Genomic DNA, 13,129 nt, shown 5'->3' on the forward strand with positions numbered 1-13,129 from the left:
TGGCGGCCGGTTCTGGGCAGGCGGTTGCGGCGGCGATGGCGACGAAACGCTGGTACGGCAAGTTGCTGGGCTTTTTCGCCGGTGCGGCGCTGATGCGCGCCAACCCGTTCCTGGGGGCGCTGATCGGGCTGCTGATCGGCCACGCCTTCGATAGCGACTGGTTCCGGCTGAGCCGCGACAACCCCTACGCGGTGCTCGGCCTGACCGCCGACGCCAGCGACGCCGAGGTCGACCAGGCCTACCGCCGGCTGATCTCGCAGTACCACCCCGACCGCCTCAACGGCGCTGCGCCGGAGCTGCGCCAGCAGGCCGAGGGCAAGGCGCGCGACATCAACGGCGCCTACGACCGCATCAAGACCCTTAGAGCTAGGAAATAGTGGCCAGGAATTAGGGACTGGAGGCGGGTTCCGCTGTTACTGGTTCCAAATTCCCGGCCACGGGTTCCTGCTCCTTGGCCCGGGGGGGCAGCGGGGCGACAATGGCCGCCTGTCCGCCCGAGCCCCGCCCATGCAGCCCACCGTGATCGCCCCGTCCATCCTCTCGGCGAACTTCGCCAAGCTCGGCGAGGAGGTCGACGCCGTGCTCGCGGCCGGCGCCGACTGGGTCCACTTCGACGTGATGGACAACCATTACGTGCCCAACCTGACCATCGGCCCGCTGGTCTGCGAGGCGCTGCGCAAGCACGGCGTGACCGCGCCGATCGACGTGCACCTGATGGTCGAGCCGGTCGACCGCATCGTCCCCGACTTCGCCAAGGCCGGCGCCAGCATCATCAGCTTCCATCCCGAAGCCAGCGCGCACGTGCACCGCACGGTCCAGCTGATCAAGTCGCACGGCTGCCAGGCCGGCCTGGTGCTGAACCCGGCCACCCCGATCGAGGTGCTGGACTGGGTGCTCGAAGACCTCGATCTGGTGCTGCTGATGTCGGTCAACCCCGGTTTCGGCGGCCAGAGCTTCATTCCCTCGGCGCTGGACAAGCTGCGCCGCGTGCGCGAGCGCATCGACCGCAGCGGCAAGCCGATCCGGCTGGAGATCGACGGCGGGGTCAAGGCCGACAACATCGCCGAGATCGCCGCGGCCGGCGCCGACACCTTCGTCGCCGGCTCGGCGATCTTCAACGCTCCGGGCGCGAACCAGCAGGCCTACGCGGACGTGGTCGAGCGCATGAAAGCCGCGGTGCAGGGCGCGCGCGGATGAACACCTGCGACCTGTGCGACCTGCACGGCGATCGCGTACGCGTGATCGACCTGCCACTGCGCGACTACGGCGGACGCCTCGCGTTCGACGGCCTGGTCAGCACGGTGCAGGCGCATGAGGACAACTCGCGCGTGCGCGAGGCGGTGGCCGAGCCCGGCCAGGGCCGGGTGCTGGTGATCGACGGCGGCGGCTCGATGCGGCGCGCGATGCTCGGCGACCTGCTCGCGGCCAAGGCGGTGGAGAACGGCTGGGCCGGGGTGGTCGTGATCGGCGCGATCCGCGACAGCGCCGCGATCGGCACCCTGGAGCTGGGTGTGAAGGCGCTGGGCACCTGCCCGCGCAAGACCGACAAGCACGACCGCGGCGTGCGCGACGTGGCGGTGGAAATCGGCGGTGTGGTGGTGCGGCCGGGCGACTGGCTGTGCGCCGACGAGGACGGCGTCGTCCTGTCCGACGCCGTCCTCCGCTGATTCCCGCTTTTTAGCTACGCCAGGCGTCCTGCCCGGCGTCCTGGACGGGCGCCGCGGCACCCGTCCGAAATATTGGAGGCAATCCAGCCTCCGCCCGTCGTCCCTGATATGGCCTTCGATACTCCGGGCCGGCGATGACGCGACGATGACAACGGCGCGACCGTGGCCTGCGGCGTTCACTGAGACTTAGCGCCGCGCTGCTAGCCTCGCCGATCCTTCCGCGCGAGAGCCCGCCTGATGCCGATGCCGCATTGGCGTCTGATCCTCAACGGCAAATCCGCCGGCGACGATGCCCTGCGCGAGGCCGTCGCCGCGATCCGTGCCGACGGCGTCGCCCTCGACGTGCGCGTGACCTGGGAAAGCGGCGACGCCGAACGCTACGTCGCCGAGGCGATCGCCGACGGCGCCGATACCATCGTCGCGGCCGGCGGCGACGGCACCCTCAGCGAGGTCGCCACGACGCTGGCGCACCGCGACGAAAACGCCGACGCGCTGCCCTCGCTGGGGCTGGTGCCGCTGGGCACCGCCAACGACTTCGCCACCGCCGCCGGCCTGCCCGACAACGCTTGCGAGGCCTTGCGGCTGATCCGCTCGCGCCGGGCGCAGCCGATCGATCTGCTGCGCCTGCAGGCCGCCGACGGCCTGCACTGGGCCGCCAACCTCGCCAGCGGCGGCTTCGGCACCCAGGTCACGGTGGAAACCGACGAAGGCCTCAAGAAGATGCTCGGCGGCCTGGCCTATCTGATCACCGGCATCTCCAAGCTCGGCCGCATCGACCCGATCCGCGCGCATCTGAGCGGCGAAGGCTTCGATTGGCGAGGCGACTTCATCGCCCTGGGCATAGGCAACGGCCGCCAGGCCGGCGGCGGCCAGGCCCTGTGTCCGGACGCGCTGATCGACGACGGCCTGCTCGATCTGAGCGTGGTGCCCGAGCTCTCCGGCGAGGTCGGCGCCACCGTCAGGACCTTGCTGACCCAGGGCCAGCACGCCGCGCTGGAGCGGGTCGCGGTGCGCGCGCGGCTGCGCAGCGTCGAGATCGATGCCGAGTCGGAACTCACCCTCAACCTGGACGGCGAGCCGGTGAGTTCGCGCCATTTCCGCATCGATTGCGTGCCCGCGCGCGTGCGCATGCACCTGCCCGAGGGCTGTCCGCTGCTCGCGGCCTCGGTCGCGGCGCAGCTCCGGTCCGCCTGAGCGGCCGGGCCCCGTCGCGCCGGCCCGGCGAAGCCGTTAGAGTGTCGGCCATGAAAGCCTGGGCGAACCCGCATTCCTTTTGCGCCGACGTGGGTTGGCGATGGTGGCCGTCGGCCATCGTCGCTCCTGCCCACTCGCTCATGAAGGAACCGCCGCGTGATTTCGCCCGAACTCTTCCAGCAACAGGCCGCTAACGGCTACACCCGCATCCCCGTCGTGCGCGAGGTCCTGTCCGACCTCGACACGCCGCTGTCGGTCTACCTCAAGCTCGCCGACGGCCCGCACACCTATCTGTTCGAATCGGTCGAGGGCGGCGAACGCTTCGGCCGCTATTCGATCATCGGCCTGCCGGCCAAGCGCGTGTACGCCTTCGCCGGCCACACCCTGTTCGTGACCGAACTGGGCGAGCTGATCGAAACCCACACCGTCGAGGATCCGTTCGCCGAAGTCGAACGCCTGCGCGCCGCGCATTCGGTGCCGCGCATCGAAGGCCTGCCGGGCTACACCGGCGGCCTGGTCGGCTGGTTCGGTTTCGAATGCATCCAGTACATCGAGCCGCGCCTGGCCGGTCCGCAGGCCGACGGCAGCTCCAAGCCCGACGAACTCGGCACGCCCGACATCCTGCTGATGCAGAGCGAGGAAGTCGCGGTGTTCGACAACCTCAAGGGCCGGCTGTACCTGATCGTGCACGCCGATCCCAGCGAGCCGCAGGCCTACGCGCGCGCCAACCGCCGCCTCGATCAGCTCACCCACCGCCTGCGTCACGCCGGCGCCGGCTATCCGGAAACCCTGGACTCGGTCGGGCTGGAAGAAGACGACTTCGTCTCGGGTTTCACCCGCGAGGGCTTCATCGCCGCGGTCGAGAAATCCAAGGAGCTGATCCGCGCCGGCGACATCTTCCAGGTGGTGCTGTCGCAGCGCCTGAGCGTGCCGTTCAAGGCGCGCCCGGTCGACGTGTACCGCGCCCTGCGCGCGCTCAATCCGTCGCCGTACATGTACTTCCTCGACGTCGGCGAGACCCAGGTCGTGGGTTCGTCGCCGGAAATCCTGGTGCGCCTGCAGGACGGCGAGATCACGGTGCGCCCGATCGCCGGCACCCGCCCGCGCGGCAAGACCGTCGAAGAGGACAACGCGCTCGAGGCCGAACTGCTGGCCGATCCCAAGGAGCGCGCCGAGCACCTGATGCTGATCGACCTGGGCCGCAACGATGTCGGCCGGGTCGCCGAGCCGGGCACGGTGCAGGTCGGCGAGCAGTTCGTGATCGAACGCTATAGCCACGTGATGCACATCGTCAGCGAGGTGACCGGCCGTCTCAAGCCGGGCTTGAGCTACGCCGAAGTGCTGCGCGCGACCTTCCCGGCCGGCACGGTCAGCGGCGCGCCCAAGATCCGCGCGCTGGAAGTCATCCGCGAGCTCGAACCGATCAAGCGCAACGTCTACTCCGGCGCGGTCGGCTACATCGGCTGGCACGGCGACGCCGATACCGCCATCGCGATCCGTACCGCGGTGATCCAGGACGGCCGCCTGACCATCCAGGCCGGTGCCGGCATCGTCTACGACTCCGATCCGCAGAAGGAATGGGAAGAGACGATGAACAAGGGCCGCGCGTTGTTCCGCGCCGTGGCCCAGGCGGCGCGCGGCTTGTAATCGCGTCGCTCCGGCGCCGCCGTGCCGCGGCGCCGGCTGTTCGCCGTGGGGTAGGAGCGGCGTAAGCCGCGACCCCGCAGCATGTGTTCGCGATGCGATTCCGGGCCGGCGCGGTACGCCGATTGCCGTGGTCGCGACTTACGTCGCTCCTACACATGCCGCGGCGCCGGCGGTTCGCCGTGGGGTAGGAGCGGCGTGAGCCGCGACCGCAGCATGCGTTTGCGATGCGATTCCGGGCTGGCGCGGTACGTCGACTGTCGTGGTCGCGACTCACGTCGCTCCTACCCCAAAGCGGCGTGCGCCTGCCTCGGGCGATGTTCGATAACCCCATGCCGCCGCCACGCCCGTTGCGATGAGTAGGCGCCGCCCGCGACGGGCCCGCGAACTCGCATCGACATGACGATCGTCATCAAGGAGGCGACATGCTGTTCCGTACCCTCGGCCTGCTCGGGCTGGTTTTGCTATCCACCGCCGCGCAGGCGCAGGTCAACCCGCCCTGCCGCCGACACGGCACATCCTGGTCTACGGCGACGCGCAGGCGCGGGCGGTGCCGGACCGGTACAAGATCGCGATGCAGTTCGACGCGGTCGATGCCGAGCCGGCGGCGGCGCGCGAACGTGTCGAAACCCAGGTGCAGGACGTCATCGGCAAGCTCAAGGCCGTCGGCGTGGCCGAGCATGAGATCGTCGCCACTTCGCTGCAGATCGACGCTCGCCAGCGCTACGACAGCGAATCGCGCGAACAGGTGTTTCTCGGCACCGGCGTGCGCCGCACGCTCACCGCGCGCTTCGGCCAGAAGCAAGCGCTGGAGCGCTTCCTGGCGACGGTACGGACGTCCAAGGAGTTGTCGATCTCCGGCGTCACCGCCGAACTGGCCAGCGAAGCCGAACTGCGCCGTCAGCTGCGTCAGAAGAGTATCGAGTCCTCGCGCGAAAAAGCCGAGGTCATCGCCCGCGCGTACGGCGCGAGGCTCGGCGGCGTCTACAGCGTGTCCGATGTCGCGCCGCAGTTTCAGTACGGCGTGCAGGAAGGCTCGTGGCCGACGGCTTACGACTGGAACACCTACGGCTATGCCGCCGGCAGCGGCAACCTGGAGCGCGTCGTGGTCAGCGGCAGCCGTCTGCGCGCCGGCGCGGCCTCGTCCTTCCAGGCCGGCTACATCGACTTCCAGGACAAGATCTACACCGTCTTCCTGCTCGCCGACTGACGCCGGCGTGGCTCCGAACCCTGCGTGCGCGGGCCGCGACGGCCCGCGCCGAACATTACGGATAGTTCATGTGCCGGAAAGCTCGCCGCCAGGCCGCGGCGCGCAATCTGTACCTGCGATGGGGCCCGACCCCACCGGCAATGAACCCATCCATACAGTGTCCAGGAGCCTCATCATGAACGTCCGCAATGCCCTGTTCGCGCTCGCCCTGACCGCCGTCGCCGGTTCGGCTTTCGCCGCCGCGCCGGCCCCCGCCCCGGGCGCCGCCGCCCCGGCCAAGACCGCCACGGTCAAGCACAAGGCCCACAAGGCCAAGGCCGACACCAAGGCCGGCGCGCCGGAAGCCAAGAAGAGCTGATCCACCGCGTAAGCCTGCGTCTGCGGTTCCCTCCTACGTTCCACCGTTCTCCATTACGTCCCCGAAGCCCACCTCGACCCCAGGTGGCTGCCCCGCCGGCTTCCTCCCGGCGGGGTATTCTTTTGCGAGACCGGGAGTCGGCATGCGCGTCCTGTTGATCGAAGACGATCCCCACACAGCGGGTTTCATCGCCAAGGGCCTGCGCGAGGACGGGCACGCCGTCGATCATGCCGACAACGGCAAGGACGGCCTGTTCCTGGCCACCACCGAGAGCTACGACGCGATCGTGCTCGACCGCATGCTGCCCGCACTGGACGGCCTGATCCTGCTGCAGACCCTGCGCGGCGCCGGCAACCGCACGCCGGTGCTGCTGCTGACCGCGCTGGGCGAGGTCGATCACCGGGTCGAAGGCCTGCGTGCCGGCGCCGACGACTATCTGGTCAAACCCTTCGCCTACGCCGAACTCAGCGCGCGCCTGGACAGCATCCTGCGCCGCGGCAGCGCCGGCGGCAGCGAGCCGACCCGGCTGCGCGTGGCCGATCTCGAACTCGACCTGCTCAGCCGCGAGGCGCACCGCGGCGGCAAGCGCATCGAACTGCAGCCGCGCGAGTTCCGCCTGCTCGAATACCTGATGCGCCAGGCCGAACGCGTGGTCACCCGGACCATGCTGCTGGAGGCGGTCTGGGACTATCACTTCGATCCGCAGACCAACGTCATCGACGTCCACATCAGCCGCCTGCGGCAGAAGATCGACCTGGGCCATCCGAAGCCGCTGTTGCACACGGTGCGCGGCGCGGGCTACCGGTTAGGCGGATGAGCCCGACCCTGCGCTCGACCAGCGCGCGCCTGGCGCTGGCCGTCACGGCCTCGTTCCTGCTCGCGTTCGTGCTGCTCGGCGCGGGCGTGCATTACGCGGTATCGGCGCTGCTGGTCGAGGACGCGCGCGAGGTCGTGCGCGCCGACGCCGCCGGCCTGGTCGAGCTGTACCGCGAAGGCGGTCGCGACGCGCTGCAGTCCGAACTGCGCGAGCGCATCGCCGCGCAGGACGACGTCGACGCGGTCTATGCCCTGATGGCGACCGATGGGCGCGTACTCGCCGGCCGCTACGGCGGGCGTCCGCTCGCGCACGCGAGCAAGCTGCGCTGGACCGAATTCGTCGAGCGCGACGGCGACGAACGCCTGCGCGTGGTCGCGCAGTTGCAGCGCCTGTCCGGCGGCGACACCTTGCTGACCGGCGTGCGCCTGCGCTCGCAGGGTCGCTTCCTGGCACTGATGCTGCGCACCGCGCTGGCGGCGCTGCTGGTCGCGACGACCCTGGGCGCGCTGGTCGGCTGGTTGACCTCGCGCTGGGTGTCGCGGCGCCTGCGCAACCTGGACGACACCGCCGAACGCGTCGGCGCCGGCGAGCTGGCCTTGCGCGTGGCCCTGGACGGCAGCGACGACGCCTTCGACCGGCTCGCGCGGCGCTTCAACGGCATGCTCGACCGCATCGGCGAACTGCTGGGCGGCGTGCGCCACGCCACCGATCACATCGCCCACGACCTGCGTACGCCGTTGACCCGCCTGCGCAACCGTCTCGAAGAGCTGCGCGATCGCCCAGACGATGCCGGTCGCGACGCCGAGCTGGACGCGGCGATCGCCGAAACCGACCAGCTGCTGCATTCCTTCGGTGCCTTGCTGCGGCTGGCGCGGATCGAGGCGCAGCCGCCGGTGCACGACGAGCCGGTGCTGGACCTGGCCGAACTCGCGCGCGACGCGGTCGAGCTGTACACGCCGAGCGCGGGCGAGCGCGGCATCGTCCTGCGCACCGAACTGCCGCGCGCCGACGAAGCGCCGGCGACCGTGCGCGGCGACGCCGACCAGTTGTTCCAGATGCTGGTCAACCTGCTCGACAACGCGGTCAAGTACGCGCCGGCCGGCACCGAGGTCGGCGTGGGCCTGCGCCGCGAGCGCGGCGCGGTGGTGCTGCGCATCGGCGATCGCGGCCCGGGCATCCCGGTCGCCGACCGCGAGCGGGTGTTCGACCGTTTCCAGCGCCTGGAGGCACACCGCGGCTCGCCCGGCACCGGCTTGGGCATGAGCCTGGTGCGCGCGATCGCGCACCGCCACGGCGGCCACGTCAGCCTGGGCGACAACGCGCCCGGGCTGGAGGTGCGGATCGCGCTGACGCCGGCCGAACCCGGCCCGGCCTGATCGCCGCCCGACCTGATCCCGCCGGGCCGCGAGGGCAGGGCGCCGTCGCGCCGCGGCTGCGGAGCGGCTACAGTAGGGCCATGACCGTTCGCGCGAACCCGCAATTCCCGTCCAAGGCCGCTCCGGGCTGGCGATGGTGGCGTGCTGCCTCCGTCTGCGTTCCGCCGTCCTTCCGGGAAACCCCGCGTGATCTATCCGCCTTCGATCCAGCACCACGTCGTCCGCTGCGCAGCGACCGCTGAGCGCCGCGCGCGCGTCCCCGCGCCGACCGCCGCCCCACCTCTCCGATCGTTATTTCCCGCGGACCGTCCGCGGCCGGATAATCGCGGGCCGGCGACCCCGGCCCCATGGCCGCAGGGCGCGTGCGCGCGCGACGGGTCGTGGTCCGGCACCCGCATCCGCCGTTGCCCACCCGGCCTCCCCCGAATCCGAGACGCGTCATGTCCGTTCTGATGATCGACAACTACGACAGCTTCACCTACAACCTCGTGCAGTACCTGCAGGCGTTGGGGGCGGAGGTGAAGGTGATCCGCAACGACGACCTGTCGGTGGCGCAGATCGAGGCGCTGCAGCCGGAGCGGATCGTGATCTCGCCCGGTCCGTGCACGCCCAACGAGGCAGGCGTGTCGCTGGAACTGATCCGCGAGCTCGGCGCGCGCGTGCCGATCCTGGGCGTCTGCCTCGGCCACCAGAGCCTGGGCCAGGCCTACGGCGGCGACGTGGTGCGGGCCAAGACCATCATGCACGGCAAGACCTCGCGCATCCGCCACGAAGGGCAGGGCGTGTTCGCCGGGCTGCCCGACCGCTACGAGGCCACGCGCTACCACTCGCTGGTGGTGTCGCGCGAGACACTGCCCGAGTGCCTGGAGATCACCGCCTGGACCGAGAACGAGGACGGCAGCTTCGAGGAGATCATGGGCCTGCGCCACCGCGAGCATCCGGTCGAAGGCGTGCAGTTCCATCCCGAGTCGATCCTGACCGAGCACGGCCACGCCCTGCTCAAGAACTTCCTGGAGCGTTGAATGACCCGTACCCACCGAGCCCTCGCCGCCGTCCTGCTGGCCGGACTGGCTGGCCACGCGTCCGCGGCCACCAAGCCGTCCAGCCATGCCTGCGCCGCCGACGCCCTGGTCCAGGCCCAGAAGCTGCTGGCCTTCCACACCGACGACGACGAGCGCGCCCGGGTGTCCGGGCCGGCCAAGCCGTTGCCGTCCATCGTCAATCCGGCCAACGCCAAGCAGCGCTTCGACGTGCTCGAAGTCTGGGGCTACGTCTACAAGGGCCAGTACCGGATGCGCCTGGAGTACTACCGCCTCGGCAACGACTGCGTCCTGATGGGCCAGGAAATCCTCGAGCACGCCTCGCTCTGACCCGGACCGCATCATGCCCCTGACTCCGCAAGAAGCCCTGCAGCGCACGATCGAGCACCGCGAGATCTTCCACGACGAGATGGTCGATCTGATGCGCATGATCATGCGCGGCGAAGTCTCGCCGACCATGACCGCGGCCATTCTTACCGGCCTGCGGGTGAAGAAAGAAACCATCGGTGAGATCGCCGGCGCGGCCACGGTGCTGCGCGAATTCGCGCGCCCGGTCGAGGTCGCCGACCGCAGCGGCCTGGTCGACATCGTCGGTACCGGCGGCGACGGCGCCCATACGTTCAACATTTCCACCGCCAGCATGTTCGTGGTGGCCGCGGCGGGCGCCAAGGTCGCCAAGCACGGCAACCGCAGCGTGTCTTCGAAGTCGGGCAGCGCCGACGTGCTGGAAGCGCTGGGCGCGGCGATCGAGCTGCAGCCCGAGCAGGTCGCGCAATGCATCGACGACACCGGCATCGGCTTCATGTTCGCGCCGGTGCACCACCCGGCGATGAAGGTGGTCGCGCCGGTGCGCCGCGAGATGGGCGTGCGCACCTTGTTCAACATCCTCGGGCCGCTGACCAATCCGGCCGGTGCGCCCAGCATCCTGATGGGCGTGTTCCACCCCGACCTGGTCGGCATCCAGGTGCGCGTGCTGCAGGAACTCGGCGCGCAGCGCGCGCTGGTGGTCTGGGGCCGCGACGGTATGGACGAGTTGTCGCTGGGCGCCGGTTCGCTGGTCGGCGAGCTGCGCGACGGCGTGGTGCGCGAGTACGAAGTGCACCCGGAGGATTTCGGCATCGCCATGGCCGCCAGCCGCAATTTGCGCGTGGCCGACGCGGGCGAGTCCAAGGCGATGGTGCTGCAGGCACTGGAGAACCGCGACGGCCTGCCGCGCGAGATCGTCGCGCTCAACGCCGGCGCCGCGCTGTACGTGGCCAACGCCGCCGAGAGCATCGCCGACGGCATCGCCCGCGCCCGCGCCGCGCTCGCTTCGGGCGCCGCGCGGGCCAAGCTGGACGAGTTCGTCGCCGCGACCCGTCGGCTCGCGTCCTGATTCCTTTCGCCAGCCTTAGCCAGCGAGTCCGTCCATGAGCGATCCTTTCGCCAAATTGCCCGCGCCGCCGTACTACGCGGTGATCTTCAGCTCGCAACGCAGCGACCAGGACGATGCCGGCTACGGCGAGGCCGCCGAGCGCATGGTCGAACTGGCCGCGCAGCAGCCCGGCTACCTCGGGGTCGAGTCCACGCGCGGCGCCGACGGCTTCGGCATCACCGTCAGCTACTGGGCGGACGAGGCCTCGATCGTGGCCTGGAAACGCAATCTCGAACACGCCGCGACCCGCGAGCGCGGCCGCAAACACTGGTATGGTCGCTACGAATTGCGCGTGGCCAAGGTCGAGCGCGCTTACGGCTGGACCAAGGGGCCACAGGATGAATGACGCCGCGCCGCAGGCCGGATTGCGCTTGCTGCGCAACGCCGAGGTCTATGCGCCGCAGCCGCTGGGCCGGCAGCATCTGCTGCTGGGCGGCGGCAAGATCCTGTGGATGGGCGCCGACGCGCCGTCCCTGCCGGCCGAGCTGTCGGTCGAGAGCATCGACCTGGAAGGCCGGCGCCTGATCCCGGGCCTGATCGACGGCCACGTCCACGTCACCGGCGGCGGCGGCGAAGCCGGCTTCCGCACCCGCGTGCCGGCGCCGATGCTGTCGCGCTACACCCGCGCCGGCGTGACCAGCGTGGTCGGGCTGCTCGGCACCGACGACCTCGCGCGCAGCACGCGCGAGCTGGTCGCGGCGATTTACGCCTTGCGCGAAGAAGGTCTGAACGCCTGGGGCTATTGCGGCGGCTACCACCTGCCGCCGACCACGCTGACCGGCAGCGTGCGCGGCGACGTGGTCTTCGTCGAACCGCTGATCGGCGTGGGCGAGGTCGCGATCAGCGACCACCGTTCCAGCCAGCCGACCCTGGACGAATTGCTGCGGTTGGCCTCGGAGGCGCACGTCGCCGGGCTGATGACCGGCAAGGCCGGCATCGTCCATCTGCATCTGGGCGACGGCCCGCGCGGGCTGGAGTTCGTGCGCCAGGCGCTGGAGCGCAGCGAACTGCCGGCGCGCGTGTTCAACCCGACCCACGTCAATCGGCGCAAGGCCTTGTTCGAGGAAGCGCTGGAGCTGGCGCGGCGCGGTTGCTGGATCGACCTGACCGCGTTTCCGGTCGAGGACGGCGAGGACGCGTGGAGCGCCGACGAGGCCCTGATCCGCTATCTCGACAGCGGCGCGCCGCCGGAGCGGGTGACGGTCAGTTCCGACGTGGGCGGCTGCCTGCCCTGTTTCGACGCCCATGGCCGCGTCTGCGGCATGGACGTGGGCGAGTCCGGCGCGCTGCTGCAGTGCCTGAATGCGGTGCTGGCGCGCGGCGTCGCCCTGGAGCGCGCGCTGCCGGCCTTCACCCGCAACCCCGCGCAGTTGCTGCGCCTGGACGGCAAGGGTCGGATCGAAGTCGGCTGCGATGCCGATCTGGTGTCCCTGGACGGCCGCGGCGCGGCGCATGATGTCTTCATCGGCGGACGGCCGCACCTGCGCGATGGCGCGGTGCTGCGCCATGGTCAGTTCGAAACCCCGTCGCAGCATTCCGAATAGTTAGTAGAAGCGAGTACGTAGGATGGCACCCAGCAAAATCCCCGATGGCGAACAGCGGGGTTGGATCGTTCCGATCGGCGGAGCGGAAGACAAGGAGAACGACACCGCCATCCTGCGGCGTTTTCTCAAGATCAGCGGCGGCAGCGCTGCCGACATCGTGGTGATCCCGACCGCCAGCCGTCTGGCCGACACCGGCGATCGCTACGAGAAGCTGTTCACCGAGCTCGGCGCGGCGCAAGTCGAGGTGATGGACTTCGACACGCGCCGCGACTGCCACGAACCGGGCCGGGTGCGGCGGATCGAGCGCGCCAGCGGCATTTTCTTCACCGGCGGCAATCAGATCCGGATTTCGACCATGCTGGGCGGCACGCCGGTTGCGCAAGCGATCCGTGCGCGCAATGCTCAGGGCGTGACCGTCGGCGGGACCAGCGCCGGCGCCAGTATTCTCAGCGAGCACATGATCGCTTACGGTGTAGAAGGGGCGTCGCCGCGCGCCAACAGCGTCCGGCTCGCGCCGGGCCTGGGTCTGACCAACCGCGTGGTGATCGACCAGCACTTCCGCCAGCGCGACCGTCTCGGCCGTCTGGTGGCGTCGCTGGCCTACAACCCGTTCGCGGTCGGCATCGGTCTGGACGAGGACACGGCGGCGTTCATCGGTCCCGACAACACGATCGAGGTCGAGGGCAGCGGTTCGGTCACCGTGGTCGACGCCGATGGTCTGCAGTTCTCGTCCATGCACCTGGTCGGCGAGAACGAGCCGGTGTGCCTGCTCGGCCTGGGCGTGCACATACTCACCAAGGGCGCCACGTTCAATCTCAACACCCGCAAAGCATCCGCCGGTTCGCTGGCGTCACCCAAGACATGA

At 70.0% G+C, this 13,129-nt stretch carries 15 protein-coding genes; all 15 read left to right on the forward strand.

Annotation, left to right across the window (positions count from 1 at the left end; all coding sequences use genetic code 11):
- The first annotated feature begins 35 nt into the window (after positions 1-35).
- A complete protein-coding gene (locus tag ASD78_RS04270) occupies positions 36-377 on the forward strand; it encodes a DnaJ domain-containing protein (protein ID WP_055908952.1) in 342 nt (113 codons plus the stop codon).
- 130 nt (positions 378-507) lie between these two features.
- Entirely contained in the window at positions 508-1,197 is a 690-nt protein-coding gene (rpe, locus tag ASD78_RS04275) for a ribulose-phosphate 3-epimerase (protein ID WP_055908949.1), read from the forward strand.
- Positions 1,194-1,667: a ribonuclease E activity regulator RraA gene (gene rraA / locus ASD78_RS04280; protein WP_055908946.1), complete on the forward strand. Its 474-nt coding sequence runs from the start codon at positions 1,194-1,196 to the stop codon at positions 1,665-1,667. Before rpe ends, rraA begins: the two co-directional genes overlap by 4 nt.
- Before the next feature lie 237 nt (positions 1,668-1,904).
- Complete coding sequence (yegS, locus tag ASD78_RS04285) at positions 1,905-2,861, forward strand: lipid kinase YegS (RefSeq protein ID WP_055908943.1); 957 nt, start codon at positions 1,905-1,907, stop codon at positions 2,859-2,861.
- A 156-nt stretch (positions 2,862-3,017) separates the two neighbouring features.
- The gene (gene trpE, locus ASD78_RS04290; RefSeq protein WP_056098618.1) at positions 3,018-4,508 is read left to right on the forward strand and encodes an anthranilate synthase component I; all 1,491 of its coding nucleotides are present in this window, start codon (positions 3,018-3,020) and stop codon (positions 4,506-4,508) included.
- A gap of 517 nt (positions 4,509-5,025) precedes the next feature.
- On the forward strand, positions 5,026-5,715 hold the full coding sequence (locus tag ASD78_RS04295; RefSeq protein WP_255355375.1) for an SIMPL domain-containing protein: 690 nt from the start codon (positions 5,026-5,028) through the stop codon (positions 5,713-5,715).
- Between the two features lie 175 nt (positions 5,716-5,890).
- Positions 5,891-6,073 carry a hypothetical protein gene (locus ASD78_RS04300; RefSeq protein ID WP_056098622.1) on the forward strand — a complete coding sequence of 61 codons (183 nt, stop codon included), beginning with the start codon at positions 5,891-5,893 and terminating at the stop codon, positions 6,071-6,073.
- 142 nt (positions 6,074-6,215) lie between these two features.
- The gene (locus ASD78_RS04305) at positions 6,216-6,890 is read left to right on the forward strand and encodes a response regulator transcription factor (RefSeq protein WP_055908931.1); all 675 of its coding nucleotides are present in this window, start codon (positions 6,216-6,218) and stop codon (positions 6,888-6,890) included.
- A complete protein-coding gene (locus ASD78_RS04310; protein ID WP_056098625.1) occupies positions 6,887-8,266 on the forward strand; it encodes an ATP-binding protein in 1,380 nt (459 codons plus the stop codon). Before ASD78_RS04305 ends, ASD78_RS04310 begins: the two co-directional genes overlap by 4 nt.
- Positions 8,267-8,706: 440 nt before the next feature.
- Positions 8,707-9,288 (forward strand): aminodeoxychorismate/anthranilate synthase component II, encoded by a 582-nt coding sequence (locus tag ASD78_RS04315; protein WP_055908925.1) that lies wholly within the window; start codon positions 8,707-8,709, stop codon positions 9,286-9,288.
- Entirely contained in the window at positions 9,289-9,636 is a 348-nt protein-coding gene (locus ASD78_RS04320) for a hypothetical protein (RefSeq protein WP_056098628.1), read from the forward strand. It begins immediately after the preceding gene.
- Between the two features lie 13 nt (positions 9,637-9,649).
- On the forward strand, positions 9,650-10,681 hold the full coding sequence (gene trpD, locus ASD78_RS04325) for an anthranilate phosphoribosyltransferase (protein ID WP_056098630.1): 1,032 nt from the start codon (positions 9,650-9,652) through the stop codon (positions 10,679-10,681).
- Between the two features lie 34 nt (positions 10,682-10,715).
- A complete protein-coding gene (locus tag ASD78_RS04330; RefSeq protein WP_056098631.1) occupies positions 10,716-11,066 on the forward strand; it encodes an antibiotic biosynthesis monooxygenase in 351 nt (116 codons plus the stop codon).
- Positions 11,059-12,264 carry a beta-aspartyl-peptidase gene (gene iadA / locus ASD78_RS04335; protein ID WP_056098633.1) on the forward strand — a complete coding sequence of 402 codons (1,206 nt, stop codon included), beginning with the start codon at positions 11,059-11,061 and terminating at the stop codon, positions 12,262-12,264. The genes ASD78_RS04330 and iadA overlap by 8 nt, the downstream gene beginning before the upstream one ends.
- Positions 12,265-12,286: 22 nt before the next feature.
- Complete coding sequence (locus ASD78_RS04340; protein ID WP_056098635.1) at positions 12,287-13,129, forward strand: cyanophycinase; 843 nt, start codon at positions 12,287-12,289, stop codon at positions 13,127-13,129.

Source organism: Lysobacter sp. Root667 (genome assembly GCF_001427715.1).
Lineage (GTDB): Bacteria > Pseudomonadota > Gammaproteobacteria > Xanthomonadales > Xanthomonadaceae > Lysobacter.